The following is a 20,618-nucleotide window of genomic DNA, read 5'->3' on the forward strand; positions in this document are numbered from 1 at the left end:
GGGCGAACGCAAAACGGCGCCGTTTCACTACGGCGCCGTTTCTAGTTTGTCCTAGGTGACGATCAAAGCGCTTCGAAAATCCCCGCCGCGCCCATACCCGTGCCAATACACATCGTCACCATGCCGTACTTCTGCTTCCTGCGGCGCAGGCCATGCACCAACGTGGCGATACGGACGGCGCCAGTGGCCCCAAGCGGGTGGCCCAGCGCGATGGCGCCGCCGAGCGGGTTCACCTTGCTCGGGTCGAGCTTGAGGTCGCCCATCACGGCCAGCGCCTGGGCGGCGAAGGCTTCGTTGAGTTCGATCCAGTCCAGCTGATCCTGGGTGATGCCGGTCTGCCTGAGGGCCTTGGGGATCGCTTCCTTCGGGCCGATGCCCATGATCTCCGGGCGTACGCCGGCGACGGAGAAGCCGACGAAGCGGGCCAGCGGCTGCAGGTTGTATTCCTTGATCGCCTTTTCGCTGGCGAGCAGCACGGCGCCGGCGCCGTCGGACATCTGCGAGGAGTTGCCGGCGGTGACGGTGCCGCCGAACTGGCCGTTGCGGAACACGGTCTTGAGCTTGCTCAGCACCTCGAGCGTGGTGCCGGCGCGCGGGCCTTCGTCGGTGCCGATGCTGCGGCTGTCGGTGACGATGCCGCGGGTAGCGAGGTTGGGGTAATGGTCGTCCAGCGCGAACGGGCTGATCTCGTCGTTGAACTCGCCGGCGGCCTGGGCGGCCAGCGCGCGGCGGTGGCTTTCCACCGCGAACGTGTCCTGCTGTTCGCGACTGACCTTCCACTGCTTGGCCACGTTCTCGGCGGTGATGCCCATGCCGTAGGCGATGCCGATGTGCTCGTTGCTGAAGATCGCGGGGTTCATCGCGATCTTGTGGCCCATCATCGGCACCATGCTCATGCTCTCGGTGCCGCCGGCGAGCATCAGGTCGTCCTCGCCAAGGCGGATGCGATCGGCGGCCATCGCCACGGCCTGCAGGCCGGACGAGCAGAAGCGGTTGATGGTGACGCCGGGCACGGTGTCGGGCAGGCCGGCCAGCAGCACGCCGATGCGTGCCACGTTCATGCCTTGCTCGGCCTCGGGCATGGCGCAGCCGATGATGGCGTCGCCGATGCGGTGCGGGTCGATGCCGGGGTACTGCGCCATCACCGCCTTGATGACGTGGGCGAGCATGTCGTCCGGGCGGGTGTTGCGGAATACGCCGCGCGGCGCCTTGCCGACCGGGGTGCGGGTGGCGGCGACGATGTAGGCGTCTTGCACTTGCTTGGTCATGGGATTTGCTCCGTGGCGTCGCGCGTGAAGCAGCGACGCTTTCAGTTTTTGATCGTCATCCCGGCGTAGGCCGGGATCCAGTGTCGTTGTCGTGGGTCGAAGTCGCTGGACCCCAGCTTGCGCTGGGGTGACGACGTTTCAGTTCCTGAGCGGCTTGCCGGTGGTCATGGTGTGGGCGATGCGGGCCTGGGTTTTCTCGGTCTGCGCCAGTTCCACGAAATGCTTGCGTTCCAGCGCCAGCAGCCATTCCTCGTCGACCGTCGAGCCGCGCTCGATCACGCCGCCGCACAAGGTGTCAGCGATGCGCGTGGCGATGTCCACGTCGTGCTCGGAGGCGAAGTAGCCCGCCTGCAGGTTGGCCAGCGAGGCCTTGAACGTGGCAGTGCCGACGTCGCCGGCAACCGGGATGGCACGGGCCGGCAGCGGTGGACGGTAGCCGCTTTCGGCCAGTGCGTTGGCCACCTGCTTGGCCACGTAGAGCAGCTCGTAGGCGTTGAACACCACCACGTCGCTGTCGCGCAGCAGGCCCAGGTTCTTCGCCTCGAAGGCGCTGGCGGACACCTTGGCCATCGCCACGGTCTCGAACACCTTCTTCAGTTCCTCGAACGGGTCGGCCGGGTTTGCCCTGGCGGCGCGCACGGCCAGCTCATGCAGGCCGCCGCCAGCCGGCAGCAGGCCGACGCCGGCTTCGACCAGGCCGATGTAGCTTTCCAGCGCCGCCACGGTGCGTGCCGAATGCATCTGGAACTCGCAGCCGCCGCCGAAGGCCATGCCGCGCACGGCGGACACCACCGGCACCAGCGAGTACTTGATCGCCATGCTGGTGCGCTGGAAGTTCTCCACCATCTTCTCGAAGTCGGCGATCTTGCCGGCCTGCAGCAGGCCGAGCGCGCCCTTGAGATCCGCGCCGGCGGAGAACGGCTCGCCGGTCTGCCAGATCACCACCGCCTTGAGTTTCTCCTCGGCCAGCTTGATCGCATGCTGCACGCCGTCGAGCACGAAGTCGTTGACGGTGTTCATCTTGGTCTTGAACGAGAGGATGCCGACGCCGTCGTCGCCCAGCGTCCACAGGCGCACGCTGTCGTTCTCCCACACTGTGGTGCCCTGGTCGAACTTCTCGCCGATCAGCGGATCGGGGAACAACTGGCGTTTGTACACGGGATGCTGCGAACGCGGCTTGTCGGCATTCGCACTGGCGGAGTACGAACCGCCCTTGCCATGGACGCCCTTGCGGCCATCGGTGACCCAGGCCGGCAGCGGTGCCTTGCTCATGGCCTTGCCGGCGGCGATGTCCTCGTTGATCCAGTTGGCGATCTGCTGCCAGCCGGCGGCCTGCCAGGTCTCGAACGGGCCGAGCTTCCAGCCGTAGCCCCAGCGGATCGCGAAATCCACGTCGCGTGCGGTGTCGGCGATATCGGCCAGGTGATAGGCGGTGTAGTGGAACAGGTCGCGGAAGCTGGCCCACAGGAACTGTGCCTGCGGGTCGCTGGACGCGCGCAGCTTGCCGAACTTCTCGGCCGGATCCTTGATCGCCAGGATCGCGGCGACTTCGTCGGAGGGCTTCTGCTCCGATGCGCGGTAATCCTTCGCGGCCGGATCGAGCACCACGATGTCCTTGCCGGCCTTCTTGTAGAAGCCGGCGCCGGTCTTCTGGCCGAGCGCGCCCTGGTCGATCAGGCCGCTGAGCCACGCCGGCGCCTTGAAGTACGCGTGCCACGGATCGTCGGGCAGGGTGTCGGCCATGGTCTTGATCACGTGCGCCATGGTGTCCAGGCCGACCACATCCGCCGTGCGATAGGTGGCGCTCTTCGGCCTGCCCAGCGCCGGTCCGGTCAGCGCGTCGACGGTGTCGAAGCCGAGCTTGAACTGATCGGTGTGGTACATCGCCGAGAGCATCGAGAACACGCCGATGCGGTTGCCGATGAAGTTCGGGGTGTCCTTGGCGATCACCACGCCCTTGCCGACGGTGGTGACCAGGAAGGCCTCGAGGCCCTCGATCACGGCCGGATCGGTGAGCTTGGTCGGGATCAGTTCGACCAGGTGCATGTAGCGCGGCGGGTTGAAGAAGTGCACGCCGGTGAAGCGGTGGCGCATTTCTTCCGGCAGCGCTTCGGCGAGGCCGTTGATCGACAGGCCCGAGGTGTTGGAGGCAAGGATCGCGGTCTTCGACAGATATGGAGCGATCTTCTTGTACAGGTCCAGCTTCCAGTCCATCCGCTCGGCGATCGCCTCGATCACCAGGTCGACATCCTTCAGATGCCCCATGTCCTCGTCGTAGTTGGCCGGGATGATCGCGGCGGCGAAGTTCTTGTCGGCCAGCGGCGCCGGGGAAAGTTTGAGGAGATTCGCGATGGCCTTGAGCGCGATGCCACTTTTCGGGCCTTCTTTTGCCGGCAGGTCGAACAGCACGGTCTCGACGCCGGCGTTGGTCAGGTGCGCGGCGATCTGCGCGCCCATGACGCCGGCGCCCAGCACGGCAGCCTTGCGGATGCGTAGTGCCGATGTAGGTGAGGATGCAGCGGTCATTGGCTTCTCCGATGGTGCGAACACGAAACTTGGGGGTAGGGAACCGCACGGCCGTTGCCGGCCGGTGACAAAGGAATCAGGGGTGACTCAGGCCGGCGACGGCGAAACGGATCAGGTGCTGGGCGGTCTGTTCGCGGTGGGCCAGCTCGCTGACGTCATGTTTGCGCTGGATCATGCCGAAGCCGGACATCGCATGGGTCAGTGCGCCAGTGACCAGGTCGATGCGCCAGTACAGCTCCGATTTGCCCAGATGCGGCAGCAGGCGGGCGAACTCGGTGGTGAACTGACGGATCACATGGCCGTAGTTCTCGGACAGGAACTGGCGCAGGGTGTCGTCGTGCTCGGCAAACGCCCGCGCCAGCACGCGCATGAACAGCGCGCCGCTGTCGTCGTGCGACAGATCCAGCGCCGGGCGGATATAGGCGGCCAGCACGTCTTCCAGGGTGGTATCGGCATGGCCGGCGACCTTCGCCAGCGCCTCCAGCCGGCGGGCATTCAGCGCGTCCAGCCGGCGCCGGAACACCTGTTCGACGAGTTTTTCCTTGGAGCCGAAGTGGTAGTTGACCGCGGCCAGGTTGACACCGGCGGCGGCTGTGAGCTGACGCAACGAGGCGCCGTCAAAGCCACGCTGGGCAAACAGGACTTCGGCGGCGCCGAGTATCCGATCCTTGGTCGAGGCGGAGCTGTTTGCGAGCAGGGGCATGCGTCGGTCATCGGGCTGGTTCAAACGATCGTTTGAGCATACGCGGGCCGCGTGACGGCCGTCAAACGATCGTTTGTTGCAAACGGCAAGTTATTTCCGTATGAGTTAGAATCTGTCAAACTTTCATGAGCTAAATCCGCAATCCTTGTCAGGTTTAGCTCAACGCCGGCCGGGGGCCGGCACGATCCCTTTCCCTAAATCCGTTTTCCCGGAGCAGACCCGTATGGCGCTGGAGCGCACCCTTTCCATCATCAAGCCCGACGCCGTTGCCAAGAACGTCATCGGTGAAATCTATGCCCGTTTCGAGAAGGCTGGCCTGAAGGTCATCGCTGCGAAGATGAAGCAGCTGTCGCGCAAGGAAGCCGAAGGTTTCTATGCGGTGCATCGCGAGCGTCCGTTCTTCAGTGCGCTGGTCGAGTTCATGATTTCCGGTCCGGTGATGATCTCGGCGCTGGAAGGCGAGAACGCCGTGCTCGCGCATCGTGACTTGATGGGTGCCACCAATCCGAAGGAAGCCGCGCCGGGCACGATCCGCGCCGACTTCGCCGATTCCATCGACGCCAATGCCGTGCATGGCTCCGATGCGATCGATACGGCCAAGGTGGAGATTGCCTATTTCTTCGCTGCAACGGATGTGCTTTCGCGCTGAGCGATTCAATGTTGTGAGGCATGAGTTGTGAATCAGGTTGCTGTAAATCCACAAGCCAAAGTCAATCTGCTCGACTTCGATCGCCAGGGTCTGCGTGATTTCTTCACGCAGATCGGTGAGAAGCCGTATCGCGCCGAGCAGGTGATGAAGTGGATCTACCACGACCTGGAAGACAACTTCGAAAACATGACCGACGTGGGCAAGGCGCTGCGCGCCAAGCTCACCGAGGTCTGCTACGTCGGGCGGCCAAATACACTGCTGGACAAGGCGGCCAATGACGGTACGCACAAGTGGCTGCTGGGCATGGACAAGGGCAACGCGGTCGAGACCGTGTACATCCCCGAGCCGACCCGGGGCACCTTGTGCGTCTCCTCGCAGATCGGTTGCGCGCTGAACTGCCAGTTCTGCTCGACCGGCGCGCAGGGCTTCAATCGCAACCTGTCCACCGCCGAGATCATCGGCCAGGTGTGGGTGGCGGCGAAGTACCTGGGCAATGTCACCCACCAGAACCGTCGCATCACCAACGTGGTGATGATGGGTATGGGCGAGCCGCTGGCCAACTTCGAGAATGTGGTCAAGGCGATGCGCCTGATGCGCGACGACCTCGGCTTCGGCCTGGCCGCCAAGCGCGTCACGCTGTCCACCGCCGGCATGGTCCCGCTGATCGACCAGCTGTCGGATGCGATCGACGTGTCACTGGCGGTGTCTCTGCACGCTGCGAATGACGATCTGCGCACCGAACTGGTTCCCCTCAACAAGCGCTACCCGATTGCGGACCTGATCGCTGCCTGCCAGCGCTGGGTCGCGCGCAAGCCACGCACCTCGATCACCTTCGAGTACACCTTGATGAAGGGTGTCAACGACCAGCCGGAGCATGCCCGTCAGCTGATCAAGTTGATGCGCAAGCTGCCAACCTGCAAGGTCAACCTGATTCCGTTCAACCCATTCCCCGGCACCCGCTTCGAGCGCTCGGACGCGAGCGACATTCGCGACTTCCAGACACAGCTGCTGAACGCCGGCGTGCTGACCATGCTGCGGCGTACCCGCGGTGACGATATCGATGCCGCCTGCGGCCAGCTGGCCGGGCAGGTGACCGATCGCACCCGTCGCAGCGCCGATATCCGCAAACGGCAGGACGAGGAAGCCATCCATGCGATTTGAGCGTGCACTGATCTTCTCCCTGTTGTTGCCGCTGGCCGGGTGTGTCACCACGCACACCGACAGCAACTCGCTCACCAAGAGCATCCCGAAGACCAGCAAGAGCCAGCAGGCGCTGGATGCGGCACGCGTGCATACCGAACTGGGCCAGCGCTACATGGCCAATGGCGATACGCAGACGGCGCTGGAAAAGCTGACCATGGCGCTGAAGTTCGATCCCAACTATGCCCCGGCGCATACCGTGATCGCGGTGCTGTACGAAAAGATCAACAACCTTCCCGAGGCCGAGGTGCATTACCGCAAGGCGGTCGAGCTGGAGCCGGCCAAGGGTGACCCGAACAACAACCTCGGGGTGTTCCTGTGCCACACCGGCAAGGTTGCCGAAGCCGACCAGTATTTCCGCAAGGCGGTTGCCGACCCGTTCTACCAGACCCCGGATGTGGCGCTGACAAACGAGGGTGTCTGCCAGCTGCGGGCGAGCGATGTTGCCGGGGCCGAAGCGAGTTTTCGTGACGCCATCGCGCGAAATCCGGGCAATGCAGAGGCACTCTTTCAGCTTGCGAACACGCTTTACGTGCACAATGATGCGTTCCGGGCCCGGGCCTTCCTCCAGCGTTTCGACGCGCTGGGCAAGCCGACGGCGGCATCGCTCAAGCTCGGTTACGATGTCGAATCACATTTGGGCAACCTGGACGGTGCCCAGACCTATAACAAGCGGTTGCAGAGCCAGTTCCCGGATTCGGAGCAGGCACATGCACTCAACTCTTCCACTGCCAGCCCATGACTTCGATGCAGCCAACCCCGTCTGAACAGGGTTCGGGTGAGCCCGATCTGTTCGGTATCAATCTGCTCAACATGGATGTGCCAGTCGCAGAGTCCCATGCTGTCAGTTTCGGCAATCGACTGCATGCGGCGCGTGAAGCGCGTGGACTGGATCTGGAAACGTGTGCGCATACCCTGAAGCTGCCGGCCCGGGTGCTGCGCCAGCTCGAGCAGGGCAGTTGCGACGGCATCGATTCGAAGGTCTATCTCGCCAGCTACATCGGCAAGTACGGCAGCTTTCTCGGCATCAACCAGGCGTCGATCCAGGTTGAACTCGATCGCATCAAGCAGGTCGAGTTACCGCTGGTTGCCACCGGCGGTATTTCGCACTCGCGCTTCCTGCTGGATCACTACGCCACGGTGGCTACCTACGTGGTACTCACCCTGGTGATTGCCGTACCGACGATCTGGTTCGGTGTGCGCAGCACGCTGGATCGCGACCTGAGTCATTTTGCACCGCTGGATTCGACGCCGGTGGCCCAGCAGGATGCACCGGGAACGACCGTCAACCCGACGCCTGCTGGCCCGGCCCGCAGTGCCGTGACTGTGGCAGCACCGCCGAAAGCGACCGTTGCAACGACACAGGAGCAGCCACAGCCGCTGATGGCCTCGATGGCGCCGTTTCCGAATCTGGACAGCAACAGCCAGCCGGCCGCCGTGGTTCCTCCACCTGCGCCGGCAGTCGATGCCGGTACCGGTACCGGCAGTCACAGTGTGAGCCTGAACCTGAGCGCGGCCAGCTGGGTCGAAGTGGTCGGTGCTGATGGTTCACGGCTGGAATACGGCCTGCTCCCTGCGGGCAGCAACAAGGTTTATCACAGCGACCAGCCACTGGATGTGCGCATCGGCAATGCCAGTGGCGCACAGGTCAGCATCGATGGCCAGCCGGTCGGGCTTGATGATTTCCGGCGTGCCAACGTGGCGCGTTTCCGCGTGCGGGTACAGGACGGCAAGGCCTCTGCAGCCGGCCTCTGATTGCTGTTTCGTCCGCTGCGGACAATCCATTTCGGTTATGCTTGCCCACTGTCCGTTCGGTTGCCGAACGGACGTGATCGGCTTTTCCCTTTTATCGCGCTGGCCTATGCACGCGCCTGCGGGTGCGCGGCCCTCTGAATGGTGATTGCATGGCGTTTGAAGAATACGACAAGTACGAACAAAGCGAACTGGTTCAGAAGTGGCTGCGCGAGAATGGCCTGTCGATCATTGTCGGTGTCGCCATCGGTCTGGTCGGCATCTTCGGCTGGCAGCACTGGCGCAATCACCAGGCAAACCACCAGGCGCAGGCTGCACAGTTGTATCAGCAGGTGCAGATTGCCATGGCGTCCGGCAAGCAGGACATAGCCGCGCAACTCACCGACAAGTTGATGACGGATTACGCCGAGTCGCCATATGCCGTATTCGCCGTCAGCGACCGCGCCAGGCAGCAGGTACAGGACAAGCAGTTCGACAAGGCGGAGATCTCGCTGGCGTGGGCCGAGGGTCACGCCGGTGCGCCTGCATTGAAGTCATTGACCCAGCTGCGTATTGCGCAGGTGGAACTGGCCAGCGGCAACGGCGCAGCCGCGCTGACCACGCTCGATCGCATACCGGCCAATGATTTTCAGGGCCTGGCACAGGAACTCCGCGGCGATGTGCTGGTCAAGCTTGGGCGTTCAGATGATGCGCGCAAGGCCTATCGGACAGCCTTGTCGGCGCTGAGCGAGGAAGCACCGCAACGCGGTGCCTTGCAGATGAAACTTGATGATTTGGCTGCGGCCGGGAAGCAGGGTGCATGAAACCTGAAATGATGAAGCGCGTCTTGCTGATCTCTCTGACTTCATTGGTGGCGCTTGCCGGTTGCCATTCGTTCAAGAAGGAAAATGTCCAGCCGCCGACCCCGTTGGCGAAGGACTTCAAGCCCACCGTGCAGGTCACCAAGCTGTGGAGCACTCGCATAGGCGATGGTGCCGGCAAGAGCGGCGCCCGCCTGCGCCCGACCGTGGTCGATGGCGTGCTTTACGCTGACAGCACGGATGGCAAGCTGGCAGCCATCGATGCCACCAGTGGCAAGACACTGTGGTCGAAGAGCACGCGCACCCACGGCTGGTTCGGCTGGGGTGACAAGAAGCGCCAGGACGCCATGTATGCCGGCGGCCCCGTGGTTGATGGCGATCTGCTGGCAGTCGGTACGCTTGACGGTCATGTGTATGGCGTGAGTGCCAAAGACGGCAGTCCCCGCTGGGATGCCGAACTGGCTGGCGAAGTGCTGGCATCGCCGGCGATTTCAGGTGACCTTGTGCTGGTTCGCACCGAGGACGGCCGTATCTACGGGCTGGACCGGGCAACTGGCAAGCGGCGCTGGGTGTACGACCAGGGCAATGTGCCGCTGCTCAGCCTGCGCGGCAATGGCGGCCTGCTGACAGCCAATGGCGTGGTGTTCTTCGGCAGCGACGACGGCAAGCTGGTTGCCTTGCGCCAGGATAACGGCGCGAAACTGTGGGAACAGAAGCTGGCCAGCGGCAATGGCCGCACCGACATCGAGCGACTGAATGACGCCGATGGCTCGATCCTGCTCGAAGGCAGCACGCTGTATGCCGCGGCTTATCACGGCAATCTGCTGGCGGTGGACGGTCCCAGCGGCCGGCCATTGTGGGGACATCCGTTCTCCACCTTCGATTCGTTGGCTCTCGGCGGCAATGCGCTGTATGGCGTCAATGAGGATTCGCAGGTGTGGGCGTTCGACAAGAGCAGCGGCGCCGACACCTGGAAGAATGATGACCTGAAGTACCGCTGGCTTACCGGCCCGGCCGTGCAGGGCAACTACGTCGTGGTCGGTGACATGGAAGGCTACGTGCACTGGCTGCAGACCGGCGACGGTGCGCTGGCCGCCCGCGAGCGGTTTTCGAAGAAGGCGATCCGCGCCCAGCCGCTGGTCGTGGGCGATATCGTCTATGTCGAGGACGTGAAGGGCCATATCGGCGCTTACCGTCTCTCGGCTCATTGATCGCTGCGTCGATCGCAAGGAATCATGTTTTCCCATGTTGCCCGTCGTCGCCCTGGTCGGTCGTCCCAATGTCGGTAAATCGACCCTCTTCAACGTACTGACGCGCAGCCGTGACGCCCTGGTGGCCGATATGCCGGGGGTCACCCGCGATCGCCATTACGGTGTCTGTCGCACCGGCGAGCGGCCTTTCGTGGTGGTCGACACCGGCGGTCTGTCCGGCGTCGAGGAGGCAATGGATGTCCTGACCGCGAAGCAGGTGCGCCTGGCGATCGAAGAGGCGCAGGTGCTGGTGTTTGTCGTCGATGCGCGCGATGGCCTGCTGCCGCAAGACTACGTCATCCTCAACGAGCTGCGTCGCAGCGGCAAGACCATCATCGCGGCGGTCAACAAGACCGATGGATTGGAAGAAGAGGCCGTGCTGGCGGAGTTCTCCGCCTTCGGTGTCGGCAAGATCCTGCCGCTATCCGCCGCACACAACCGCGGCACCAGCGACCTGATTGCAATGGTTCTGCCGTTGCTGCCGGCCGACGAGGAAAGCACGACCGAGGCGGACGGTGAGGACGGCAGCATCCGTGTTGCCATCGTCGGACGTCCGAATGCCGGCAAGTCGACCCTGATCAATCGCCTGCTGGGCGAGGAACGGCTGATCGTCTCCGACGTGGCCGGCACCACCCGCGATCCGATCCGTGTTCCGCTGGAGCGCGACGGCAAGCGTTACACGCTGATCGACACCGCTGGCATCAGGCGCAAGGCACGCGTCGAGGAAGCCGTCGAGAAATTCAGTGTCATCAAGACGCTGCAGTCGATTGCCGCTGCCCAGGTCGTGGTGGTGATGATCGATGCCCGCGAAAACCTGGCCGACCAGGATCTCACCCTGATCGGTTACGCGATGGACGAGGGCAGGGCGCTGGTGATCGCCATCAACAAATGGGATGGCCTGGACCAGTATCAGCGCGACGAGTGCATGCGCGCGCTGGATCGTCGCTTGGTATTCGTCGATTGGGCCAAGCAGGTGCACATTTCGGCGCTGCACGGATCGGGCCTGCGCGAGCTGATGCGTGCGGTGGTGCGTGCACACGCCGCTGCAACCAAGGTGCTGGTGTCTTCCGACCTCACCAAGACGCTGGAAAAAGCCTACGAAAGCTACCAGCCGCCGCTGGTGAACGGTCATGCGCCGAAACTGCGCTTCGCGCATCCGGGCGGCAACAACCCGCCGACCATCGTGATCCACGGTACGCGCACCAAGCATATTGCGCCAGCGTATCAACGCTATCTGGAAAACTTCTTCCGCAAGCGCTACCGGCTGGAAGGTACGCCGGTCCGCATTGCCTTCCGCGAAGGTGAAAACCCGTACGCGGGGCGCAAGAAGGTGTTGACCAAGGAGCAGGAGAAAAAGGCGCGACGCCGGGTGAGTGACCTGATCAAGCGCACGCGCTGATTCGCTGATCCACTTCAGGCTACCGCGCTCGTATTAGGCTACGGCGAATGAGCGACTCCTTGAATCGTGACGTCTGGCTGGACGAACTGCGCCGCCGCGTGCCGGAAATTCCACCGACCGAAGCATTGGCTCGGCAAGCCCGTGGCGCCCTGCTGGTCGATGTGCGCGAAGATGCCGAACGCGCCGCCGGCATGCCGGCCAATGCGTTGGGCCTCTCGCGCAGTTTCCTTGAACTGCGTATCGAACAGCTGGAGGCGGACCGCGATCGTCCCATGCTGATGCTGTGCGGCAGCGGTCAGCGCTCGCTGTTCGCCGCCGAGGCGCTACAGCGTCTCGGCTATCGTCAGGTCAGTTCGGTGGCTGGCGGCTTCAACCGCTGGAAGATGGAAGGCTTGCCGATCGCCGTCAGTGCACTCGATGCCGATGCCGTGGAGCGCTATGCCCGCCAACTGCGTCTGCCGCAAGTCGGCGAGGCAGGGCAGGCCCGCCTCGCCGCAGCGAAGGTGGTGCTGCTCGGCGCCGGTGGGCTCGGTGCGCCGGCGGCGCTGTATCTCGCGGCGGCGGGCGTAGGCCAGCTCACCCTGATCGATGACGACAGGGTTGAACGCTCCAACCTGCACCGGCAGATCATTCATGCCGATGCACGTGTCGGCATGGCCAAGACCGAATCGGCGCGGATTGCGCTGCAGGCACTCAATCCGCGCATCCGCATCGAGATTCGTAACGAGCGTCTGCAGGCCGGCAATGTGGAGCGATTGCTTGCCGGCCACGACCTGATCATCGATGGCGCCGACAACTTCCCGGCACGCTATCTGCTGGCGGCCGCCTCGCTGCAACTGAAACTGCCGATGGTGTATGGCGCGGTGGAACGTTTCAACGGGCAGCTCAGCGTGTTCGATCCACGTCGTGACGATTCACCGTGTTACCGCTGCCTGTTTCCCGAGCCACCGGCGGCTGCCGATGCTCCCAACTGCAGCGAAGCCGGCGTACTCGGCGTGTTGCCCGGTATCGTCGGACTGCTGCAGGCGACCGAGGCACTCAAGCTGCTCCTCGGCCTGGGCGAATCGCTGGTTGGCCGGCTGTTGAGCTTCGACGCGCTGAGCATGCATTTCCGCGAAACCCGGTTGTCGCGAGATCTGGCGTGTCCCGGGTGTGGCGCCGCTGCCGTGTTTGGCGGCTACGAGGATGTCGTGCAGATGTGTTCCGCCACTGGTTGAGGCAGATCCGGCGGGATCAGTCCGTACACTGCAGCGTCATGGGCTTGTCCGTTCGCCCACAGGCGCTGGCGCGCGATTGCCTCGAAGCGTGCACCGATCTTCTCTGCCGTGCGCCGGCTTGGGTAGTTGTCGGGCAAGGCCACGATCTCGACCCGGATCAGGCCCAGTTGCTCGAAACCGAAACGTGCTGCGAGCGTGGCCGCTGCCACGGCGATACCTTGCCGCTGGCGCGACTGACGTATCCAGTAGCCCAGGTTGGCACTACGGTGCAGCCGGTTATAGTGGTTCAGGCCGATACCGCCCAGCAGGTCGCCCGAGCCGGCATCGAAGATCGGGAATGCGAAGTGCTCGCCGGTACGCCAACCGGACTGGCAGTGCGCGATCCAGGCGACGGCATCTTCCACACGATAACCGGCATGACACCAGGGCAGCCAGCGGCCCACACTGTCGGTCGACTCGCGTGCGGCGTCGAACAGCGCCTCCGCATCGCATGCTTGCCACGGGCGCAGGCACAACCGGCCGTTGGTCAGTTCCAGCGTGTCTGCAAGTACCTCGTTGGCCGTCATGCGTGCCTGTCGTTTGTGCGCGTGTGGCTGAGGCCGGATAATGACCACCTTTACGGTCAGGCAGCAACCCATGAGCGCACGCATCCTCGACGGCAAACGCATTGCGCAGGAGCTGCTTGAGAGACTGCGTCTGCGCGTCGCCGAACGGGTGTCACGCGGCCTGGCCGAACCGGGACTGGCGGTGGTGCTGGTGGGCGACGACGCTGCTTCCTCGGTCTACGTGCGCAACAAGCGCAAGGCCTGTCACCAGGTCGGTTTCCGTTCGTTCGACTACGATCTGCCGTCCGGCACCACCCAGGATGAACTGTTCGCATTGATCGACCGGTTGAACGCCGACCCGGACGTGCATGGCATCCTGGTGCAGTCGCCGTTGCCTGAGCATATCGACGAGGATGCATTGGTCGACCGCATCGACCCAGACAAGGATGTAGACGGCTTCCAGGCGGTGAACGTCGGGCGTCTCGCGCTGCGTCGTTTCGGCCTGCGCCCATGCACGCCGAAGGGCGTGATGACCCTGCTTGGGCATACCGATCGACCTGTACGCGGCCAGCATGCGGTGGTGGTCGGCGTATCCAATCATGTGGGCCGCCCGTTGGTATTGGAGTTGATGATCGCCGGCTGCACCACCACCTGCTGCCATCGCTTTACCCACGATCTGGAGAGCTTCGTGCGCCAGGCCGATATCCTGGTCGTGGCCGTCGGCAAACCGGGTCTGGTCAAGGGTGAATGGATCAAGCCGGGTGCGGTGGTGATCGACGTGGGCATCAACCGTCTCGACGACGGCCGGCTGGTGGGCGACGTGGATTTCGAGGCCGCGGCGACGCGAGCCAGCTGGATCACGCCCGTCCCCGGCGGCGTCGGCCCGATGACCGTAGCCACCTTGATGGAAAACACGCTGGAAGCCGCTGACGCGCGCTCCGCGCCACACAAAACCACCTGATCCACGGGCAGCGTTCATCCAACATCTGGCGAGCATCATGGCGAGGCGCGTATAATTCCCTCTTTGCAGCGGGACTTTTCGCATGCGCATCATCGCCGAGGCCCTGACCTACGACGACGTCTACCTAGTTCCGGGCCACTCCATCGTGCTGCCGCGCGATGTGGACACCTCCACGCGGTTCACCCGCAACCTGCGCCTGAACATCCCGATCGTCTCCGCTGCCATGGATACGGTCACCGAAGCCCGCCTCGCCATCACCATGGCCCAGAACGGCGGCATCGGCATCATCCACAAGAACATGACGGCCGAGCAGCAGGCGGCGGAAGTGCGGCTGGTGAAGAAGTTCGAAGCAGGCGTGATCCGCAACCCGATCAGCGTGGAACCGAACACCTCGATCCGCGAAGTGCTGCGGCTGACCCATGCGCACAATATTTCCGGCGTACCGGTGGTCGACGGCGGCAAGCTGGTGGGCATCGTCACCAGCCGTGACCTGCGCTTCGAGCGCAAGCACGACGACCCGGTGCGCAACATCATGACCCGCCAGGACAAGCTGGTAACGGTGCGCGAAGGCGCCAGCCAGGACGAGGTGCTGCAGTTGTTGCACAAACACCGCATCGAGAAGGTGCTGGTGGTCAACGACAACTTCGAGCTGCGCGGGCTGATCACCGTCAAGGACATCCAGAAAGCGCGCGATAACCCGCATGCCGCCAAGGATCGCCACGAGGCCTTGCTGGTCGGCGCTGCTGTTGGCGTCGGTGGTGACACCGAGCAGCGCGTCGCCGCGCTGGTCGATGCCGGTGTGGACGTACTGGTGGTGGATACCGCGCACGGTCATTCGCAGGGCGTGATCGAACGTGCAGGTTGGGTCAAGAAACACTACCCGCAGGTGCAGGTGATCGCCGGCAACATCGTTACTGGTGAAGCGGCGCGTGCGCTGCTCGATGTCGGTGTCGATGCGGTCAAGGTCGGCGTGGGTCCCGGTTCGATCTGCACCACGCGCGTGGTCGCCGGCGTCGGCGTGCCGCAGATCACTGCGATCGACATGGTCGCCACCGCGCTGAAGGACGAGATCCCGCTGATCGCCGATGGCGGTATCCGTTATTCCGGTGACATCCCGAAGGCACTCGCTGCCGGCGCATCCACCGTGATGCTCGGCTCGATGTTCGCCGGTACCGAGGAATCACCGGGCGAGGTCGAGCTGTTCCAGGGGCGTTCGTACAAGAGCTACCGCGGCATGGGCTCGATCGGCGCGATGCAGCTCGGTTCGAAGGATCGTTACTTCCAGGACGAGGCCGATGCCGACAAGCTGGTGCCGGAAGGCATCGAAGGTCGCGTGCCGTACCGCGGTCCGCTGCGCAACATCATCCACCAGCTGATCGGCGGCCTGCGCGCCTCGATGGGTTATCTGGGTGCAGCCACCATCGATGACGTGCGTCACAAGGCGCAGTTCGTCAAGGTGACTTCCGCCGGCGTGACCGAAGCGCATCCACACGATATCCAGATCACCAAGGAAGCGCCGAATTACCGGCTCAACTCGTGATTGACGCGCCGGCCTGATGGCCGGCGCCTTGTTTTACAGGTAGCGACGCCGGTATGGCTGGCGTTGCGTTGTTCCTTCAAGATCAAAGGCACCGATGTGGTCGAGTGGCCACGCGGCAAAGACTGACCGGATCGGACCGGACCGATGACCAACATCCATAGCGACAAGATCCTGATCCTCGATTTCGGCGCGCAGTACACGCAGCTGATCGCACGCCGCATCCGCGAGCTTGGCGTGTATTGCGAGATCTGGGCCTGGGATCACGAGCCGGCCGAGATCGCCGCGTTCGGCGCGAAGGGCATCATCCTGTCGGGCGGCCCGGAATCGACCACGCTCGAAGGTGCGCCGAAAGCACCACAGCAGGTGTTCGACTACGGCGTGCCGATCCTCGGCATCTGCTACGGCATGCAGACGATGGCCGCCCAGCTCGGTGGCGCCACCGAGGCGGCCGATGCGCGCGAGTTCGGTCATGCCGAAGTCGACGTCGTGGCGACGAGCCGTCTGTTTGATGGCCTCAGCGATCATGCCGGCACGCACAAGCTCGATGTCTGGATGAGCCATGGCGATCACGTTGCCAAGGCGCCGCCAGGTTTCGCGATCACCGGCACCACCGACCGCATCCCGGTCGCGGTGATGGAGAACGAGGCGAAGCGCTGGTACGGCGTGCAGTTCCATCCGGAAGTCACGCACACCAAGCAGGGCGGGGCGCTGCTGAAGCGCTTCATCGCCGAGATCTGCGGCTGCGCCACGTTGTGGACCGCTGCCAACATCATCGACGACCAGATCGCCCGCGTGCGCGAACAGGTCGGCGACGACCATGTCTTGCTCGGTCTTTCGGGCGGCGTCGATTCCTCGGTGGTCGCCGCACTGCTGCACAAGGCGATCGGTGACCGGTTGACCTGCGTGTTCGTCGATACCGGCCTGCTGCGCTGGCAGGAAGGCGATCAGGTGATGGCCACGATGGCTGAGCACATGGGCGTCAAGGTCATCCGCGTCAACGCCGCAGACCGCTACTTCAAGGCACTTAAAGGCGTGGCCGATCCGGAAGCCAAGCGCAAGATCATCGGCGGCCTGTTCGTGGAGATCTTCGACGAGGAGTCGGGCAAGATCGCCGCCGACGGCAGCAAGGTGAAGTGGCTGGCGCAGGGCACCATCTACCCCGACGTGATCGAGTCCGCCGGCAGCAAGACCGGCAAGGCCCACGTGATCAAGAGCCACCACAATGTCGGTGGCCTGCCGGCGCACATGAAGCTCAAGCTGGTCGAGCCGTTGCGCGAACTGTTCAAGGACGAGGTGCGCCGTATCGGTGTCGAACTCGGCCTGCCGCGTGCGATGGTCTACCGCCACCCGTTCCCGGGTCCGGGTCTGGGTGTGCGCATCCTGGGCGAGGTGAGGCGTGAGTATGCCGAGCTGCTGGCGCAGGCCGATGCGATCTTCATCGACGAACTGCGCAAGGCCGACCTGTATGACAAGACCAGCCAGGCATTCGCCGTCTTCCTGCCGGTGAAGTCTGTCGGCGTGGTTGGCGATGCGCGAGCCTACGAATGGGTGATCGCGCTGCGTGCGGTGGAGACGATCGACTTCATGACTGCACACTGGGCACACTTGCCGTACGAGTTTCTCGGCAAGGTTTCTAATAGAATTATCAATGAATTACGTGGTATATCTCGTGTCGTTTATGATATCAGTGGCAAGCCACCTGCCACGATCGAGTGGGAATAACAGAATCAGTGAGTTGCGCATACCAGGGAAAGCCGGCAACTTGCCGGCTTTCTCATGTAAAGAAATTAGTACATTGAAATGACTGACGAAATTTCCGAAACTTCGAGTGAATTCTCAACTGCCGACATGCAGTACATGGGGCGAGCGCTGCAGCTCGCCGCACATGCGCGCGACGCCGAGAACGAGGTACCCGTGGGCGCCGTACTGGTCCTGGATGGCGAGATCGTCGGTCTGGGCTGGAACCGCAACATCACCTTGCACGACCCAACCGCCCATGCCGAGATCATGGCCATGCGTGCAGCCGGGGAAAGGCTGGCCAACCACCGCCTGTCTGGAGCCACGCTCTATGTCACGCTGGAACCTTGCACGATGTGTGCAATGGCAATGATCCATGCCCGCCTCGGCCGCGTGGTCTATGCAGCACCTGACCCCAAGACCGGTGCCGCCGGCAGCGTGTTCAATACCCTGATCGACGAGCGCCACAACCACCGCATCCAGGTGGCTGGCGGCCTGCTTGCCGAGGAGTCGGCCGGCCTGCTGCGCGAGTTCTTCCGCGCCCGGCGCTGAGCCGGGGTCTCACACAAAGGCCAGCACCTGCGCGCAGGGTTGCTCGATCTTGAGGCTCAACAGCGGATCGGCCCGGGTATGGCCCATGTTCACTGCGGCGATGGGTTTGCCCGCACGCGCCGCCGCATGGACGAAGCGGTAGCCGGAATACACCATCAACGAGGAGCCGACGACCAGCATGGCGTCCGCGCCATGCAGCGCCTGCATGCCGGCATCCACCCGTTCACGCGGTACGTTTTCCCCGAAGAACACTACGTCCGGCTTCAGCAACCCGGCGCAATGCGGGCACGGTGGTATCTGGAAAAGGGAGAAATCCTGCCCGTCCAGATCGGCGTCGCCGTCCGGGGCATCGGCCGCATCGAGATCCGCCCAGGCCGGATTCAGGCGCAGCAGTTCGGCCTGGAAATCAGTCCGGGCAAGGCGTTGTTCGCAGGCCAGGCAACGCACCCGATCCAGTCGCCCGTGCAGATCGACCACGTTTTCGCTGCCGGCAGCCTGATGCAGTCGGTCGACATTCTGAGTCAGCAGCAGGGCAAGTTTCCCCTGCCGTTCCAGCCGTGCAAGCGCGTGATGGGTCGCATTCGGCCGTGCGTGCCCGAATCGCTGCCAACCGATGAGGCTGCGCGCCCAGTAGCGCTGGCGCGTTATCAGTTCGCCGACGAATGCCTGATAAGTCACTGGCTGCGGGCGCTTCCAGCCGCCGCTGGCATCCCGGTAATCGGGAATGCCCGAATCCGTGCTGCAGCCAGCTCCGGTCAACACGAACAGGCGCCGATGCTTCGCCACGAACTCGGGCAATGCTGTGGCACCCACCTGGGTTTCGACCGTCTGATGTGCTTGAGGTGACATGCCTGTTCTTATGGCATTCCGCTGCACGGATTGCCAGCAGCGGTCACGGTGCCGTGGCGAGCTGGCTTCGGTTCCAGCCGACCAGTTGCAGCTGCAGTCCCCATGGCGTGACGAAATTCACCAACGTCTGACCGGCATGCGAGCCGGTCGTCAAGGTGACCGGCGCGCCGATCACCTTGACACCTTCGCGTCGCAGCCATTGATCGGCATGTGCCACATCGTCGGCAGAAAACTGGATCGGCTCGTTGCCGTGATCCGTTGCATGTCGCGCAGGAGCAGGGGAATGCAGTGCGTGATTATCAAACAACTCCACGACGGTACCGGCATCACAGAGCAGCAGCGTGGATGGAGGCATGTCACTGCGAGTGACGTGATCGGCGCCCCCGGGTTCATTTGCGGCGATCGGGTTGATCGGCTCGCAATCCAGGATGTTGCGGAAGAATGTCGTGGCCTGTTGCAGATCGGGTACACCGATGGTCACGTAGCCGCTGTCATGAACACCTGCGGCGTGGCTGCTGACCGGCACGCCGGCCATGACGAGCAGCAACCCGGCAGCCAGTGTTGAAAGAAAGGTTTTGCGCATGACACAGCACCAGTAACCGTACTGGTGGCCTATATGGGCGCGGCGAGTTCCAGCTGAAGTCCCGCTGGGTGGTCACCGTGTTTCCGTACATGAACAATCATGGGGAGCGTCAACCCGAATAGTGGGTACTCCGTTGATCGTTCATTAACGGAAACGGAGCAATCGCTTGATGACACTTTAACGGTGTCATCGCCAACCCCAGTTTTACCGACGCAAGCAGACCGGCAAGCATTGCCCCATTCAGGCGGTTGATCCGGTCATCCCATATCGTTACTCAAGGATTGCCGGAATGAAACGTCATCTCAATGCACTGCTGCAACGCAAGCACACCGAATTTGAAAGTTCCAGGGAAGCACATCGCTCACCACGATCCGTCGACCCTGACGAAGCAACCGCCACCGGGATCAAGGATGGTTACGACTGGTTGGCCCTTATCAGGGTAAATCGGGCGGTTCAGGTATCTGCGCACGGCTGACCACAGGGCGGTTCCAGGTACCCGCATCACTGACTGGTCACCGGCCATGCCTGTGGCACTTTGCGGATGCTGGACACGGGGTAGCCCAGCGCCTTCACTCGCGCAATCAGCGCGTCATAATCCGCCTGTGAAACGGTTGGCTTGCGCGCCATGATCCAGGTGTAGTCGCGGGCATCGCGGGCGACGATCGTCTGGCTGTAGTCGTCCTTCAGGTACGCCACGATGTATTGCGCCTTGAGCGGCCAGAACACCTGGACGCCCCAGACGGCGTTGCCACTGTCCGGCCTGACGAAGCCGGTGGAATGGATGGCCTTGATCGGCGCGTCGAACGAACCATTGCGGAAGTGGAACTGGGTGTAGACGTTGCCATCGGGCTGCAGCGTATACGTCTCGACGGCGTTGAAGGCATCCTTCTCGAAACGTGTCGGGATGGTGGCGATCACATACCACGTGCCCATGAAGCGTGGCAGGTCGACATGCGCGACCGGCTTGATCGGTGGCAGATTGCTGGCGTAGAGGCCGGTACTGGCCATGACGAGGCTGCAGGCAAGCAGAAGTGCTCTTGGCAGATTCATGCAGTAGCTCCTGGGTGTTGATGGGTGAGCGTGCGCA

Annotated in this window: 20 protein-coding genes; 13 read left to right on the plus strand and 7 right to left on the minus strand. The window is 63.3% G+C overall.

The genetic code is table 11. The features are described from left to right. Positions 1 to 62 precede the first annotated feature (62 nt). From ACYVKM_RS08945 to ACYVKM_RS08955, 3 genes are all read right to left on the minus strand, one after another. Positions 63 to 1,268 (minus strand): acetyl-CoA C-acyltransferase, encoded by a 1,206-nt coding sequence (locus ACYVKM_RS08945; RefSeq protein WP_460877247.1) that lies wholly within the window; start codon positions 1,266 to 1,268, stop codon positions 63 to 65. 138 nt (positions 1,269 to 1,406) lie between these two features. Continuing rightward, complete coding sequence (locus ACYVKM_RS08950; protein WP_460877248.1) at positions 1,407 to 3,794, minus strand: 3-hydroxyacyl-CoA dehydrogenase/enoyl-CoA hydratase family protein; 2,388 nt, start codon at positions 3,792 to 3,794, stop codon at positions 1,407 to 1,409. 76 nt (positions 3,795 to 3,870) lie between these two features. After that, positions 3,871 to 4,497, minus strand: coding sequence for a TetR/AcrR family transcriptional regulator (locus ACYVKM_RS08955; RefSeq protein ID WP_460877249.1), 627 nt, complete (start codon positions 4,495 to 4,497; stop codon positions 3,871 to 3,873). A gap of 223 nt (positions 4,498 to 4,720) precedes the next feature. On the opposite strand from ACYVKM_RS08955, the gene ndk reads away from it, so the two are divergent. The 8 genes from ndk to moeB all read left to right on the plus strand — a co-directional run bounded on the left by ndk (position 4,721) and on the right by moeB (position 12,764). Beyond that, positions 4,721 to 5,146 (plus strand): nucleoside-diphosphate kinase, encoded by a 426-nt coding sequence (ndk, locus tag ACYVKM_RS08960; RefSeq protein ID WP_460877250.1) that lies wholly within the window; start codon positions 4,721 to 4,723, stop codon positions 5,144 to 5,146. Between the two features lie 27 nt (positions 5,147 to 5,173). Beyond that, on the plus strand, positions 5,174 to 6,307 hold the full coding sequence (gene rlmN / locus ACYVKM_RS08965; protein WP_460877251.1) for a dual-specificity RNA methyltransferase RlmN: 1,134 nt from the start codon (positions 5,174 to 5,176) through the stop codon (positions 6,305 to 6,307). Continuing rightward, complete coding sequence (pilW, locus tag ACYVKM_RS08970; protein ID WP_460877252.1) at positions 6,297 to 7,088, plus strand: type IV pilus biogenesis/stability protein PilW; 792 nt, start codon at positions 6,297 to 6,299, stop codon at positions 7,086 to 7,088. The genes rlmN and pilW overlap by 11 nt, the downstream gene beginning before the upstream one ends. After that, positions 7,085 to 8,101, plus strand: coding sequence for a helix-turn-helix domain-containing protein (locus ACYVKM_RS08975; RefSeq protein ID WP_460877253.1), 1,017 nt, complete (start codon positions 7,085 to 7,087; stop codon positions 8,099 to 8,101). Before pilW ends, ACYVKM_RS08975 begins: the two co-directional genes overlap by 4 nt. A 149-nt stretch (positions 8,102 to 8,250) precedes the next feature. Further along, positions 8,251 to 8,901 carry a YfgM family protein gene (locus ACYVKM_RS08980; RefSeq protein ID WP_460877254.1) on the plus strand — a complete coding sequence of 217 codons (651 nt, stop codon included), beginning with the start codon at positions 8,251 to 8,253 and terminating at the stop codon, positions 8,899 to 8,901. After that, on the plus strand, positions 8,898 to 10,109 hold the full coding sequence (bamB, locus tag ACYVKM_RS08985; protein WP_460877255.1) for an outer membrane protein assembly factor BamB: 1,212 nt from the start codon (positions 8,898 to 8,900) through the stop codon (positions 10,107 to 10,109). The genes ACYVKM_RS08980 and bamB overlap by 4 nt, the downstream gene beginning before the upstream one ends. A gap of 34 nt (positions 10,110 to 10,143) precedes the next feature. After that, positions 10,144 to 11,547 carry a ribosome biogenesis GTPase Der gene (gene der, locus ACYVKM_RS08990; RefSeq protein ID WP_460877256.1) on the plus strand — a complete coding sequence of 468 codons (1,404 nt, stop codon included), beginning with the start codon at positions 10,144 to 10,146 and terminating at the stop codon, positions 11,545 to 11,547. 47 nt (positions 11,548 to 11,594) lie between these two features. Beyond that, positions 11,595 to 12,764, plus strand: coding sequence for a molybdopterin-synthase adenylyltransferase MoeB (gene moeB, locus ACYVKM_RS08995; protein ID WP_460877257.1), 1,170 nt, complete (start codon positions 11,595 to 11,597; stop codon positions 12,762 to 12,764). Here the strand turns inward: moeB and ACYVKM_RS09000 are convergent. Next, a complete protein-coding gene (locus ACYVKM_RS09000) occupies positions 12,725 to 13,330 on the minus strand; it encodes a GNAT family N-acetyltransferase (RefSeq protein WP_460877258.1) in 606 nt (201 codons plus the stop codon). The two genes, moeB and ACYVKM_RS09000, sit on opposite strands and share 40 nt — an antisense overlap. Positions 13,331 to 13,400: 70 nt before the next feature. Here ACYVKM_RS09000 and folD point away from each other — a divergent pair, with 70 nt between their 5' ends. The 4 genes from folD to tadA all read left to right on the plus strand — a co-directional run bounded on the left by folD (position 13,401) and on the right by tadA (position 18,099). Next, positions 13,401 to 14,270, plus strand: coding sequence for a bifunctional methylenetetrahydrofolate dehydrogenase/methenyltetrahydrofolate cyclohydrolase FolD (folD, locus tag ACYVKM_RS09005; RefSeq protein WP_460877259.1), 870 nt, complete (start codon positions 13,401 to 13,403; stop codon positions 14,268 to 14,270). Positions 14,271 to 14,352: 82 nt separating this feature from the next. Then, positions 14,353 to 15,810, plus strand: a complete 1,458-nt coding sequence (gene guaB / locus ACYVKM_RS09010; RefSeq protein ID WP_077441528.1) for an IMP dehydrogenase — start codon at positions 14,353 to 14,355, stop codon at positions 15,808 to 15,810. A 144-nt stretch (positions 15,811 to 15,954) separates the two neighbouring features. Then, positions 15,955 to 17,532, plus strand: coding sequence for a glutamine-hydrolyzing GMP synthase (gene guaA / locus ACYVKM_RS09015; protein ID WP_460877260.1), 1,578 nt, complete (start codon positions 15,955 to 15,957; stop codon positions 17,530 to 17,532). Between the two features lie 78 nt (positions 17,533 to 17,610). Beyond that, positions 17,611 to 18,099, plus strand: coding sequence for a tRNA adenosine(34) deaminase TadA (gene tadA, locus ACYVKM_RS09020; RefSeq protein WP_460877261.1), 489 nt, complete (start codon positions 17,611 to 17,613; stop codon positions 18,097 to 18,099). A 9-nt stretch (positions 18,100 to 18,108) separates the two neighbouring features. On the opposite strand, the gene ACYVKM_RS09025 is transcribed toward tadA, so the two are convergent. Together ACYVKM_RS09025 and ACYVKM_RS09030 are read right to left on the minus strand one after the other, a co-directional pair. Continuing rightward, positions 18,109 to 18,948: an NAD-dependent protein deacetylase gene (locus tag ACYVKM_RS09025; protein WP_460877262.1), complete on the minus strand. Its 840-nt coding sequence runs from the start codon at positions 18,946 to 18,948 to the stop codon at positions 18,109 to 18,111. Positions 18,949 to 18,991: 43 nt separating this feature from the next. Beyond that, on the minus strand, positions 18,992 to 19,531 hold the full coding sequence (locus tag ACYVKM_RS09030) for a VOC family protein (protein ID WP_460877263.1): 540 nt from the start codon (positions 19,529 to 19,531) through the stop codon (positions 18,992 to 18,994). Between the two features lie 289 nt (positions 19,532 to 19,820). Here ACYVKM_RS09030 and ACYVKM_RS09035 point away from each other — a divergent pair, with 289 nt between their 5' ends. Further along, the gene (locus ACYVKM_RS09035) at positions 19,821 to 20,006 is read left to right on the plus strand and encodes a hypothetical protein (protein WP_460877264.1); all 186 of its coding nucleotides are present in this window, start codon (positions 19,821 to 19,823) and stop codon (positions 20,004 to 20,006) included. Between the two features lie 26 nt (positions 20,007 to 20,032). Here ACYVKM_RS09035 and ACYVKM_RS09040 read toward each other — a convergent pair whose 3' ends face one another. Next, positions 20,033 to 20,581, minus strand: a complete 549-nt coding sequence (locus ACYVKM_RS09040; RefSeq protein ID WP_460877265.1) for a lipocalin family protein — start codon at positions 20,579 to 20,581, stop codon at positions 20,033 to 20,035. Positions 20,582 to 20,618 lie beyond the last annotated feature (37 nt).

The sequence above is a fragment of the Rhodanobacter koreensis genome, assembly GCF_054782855.1.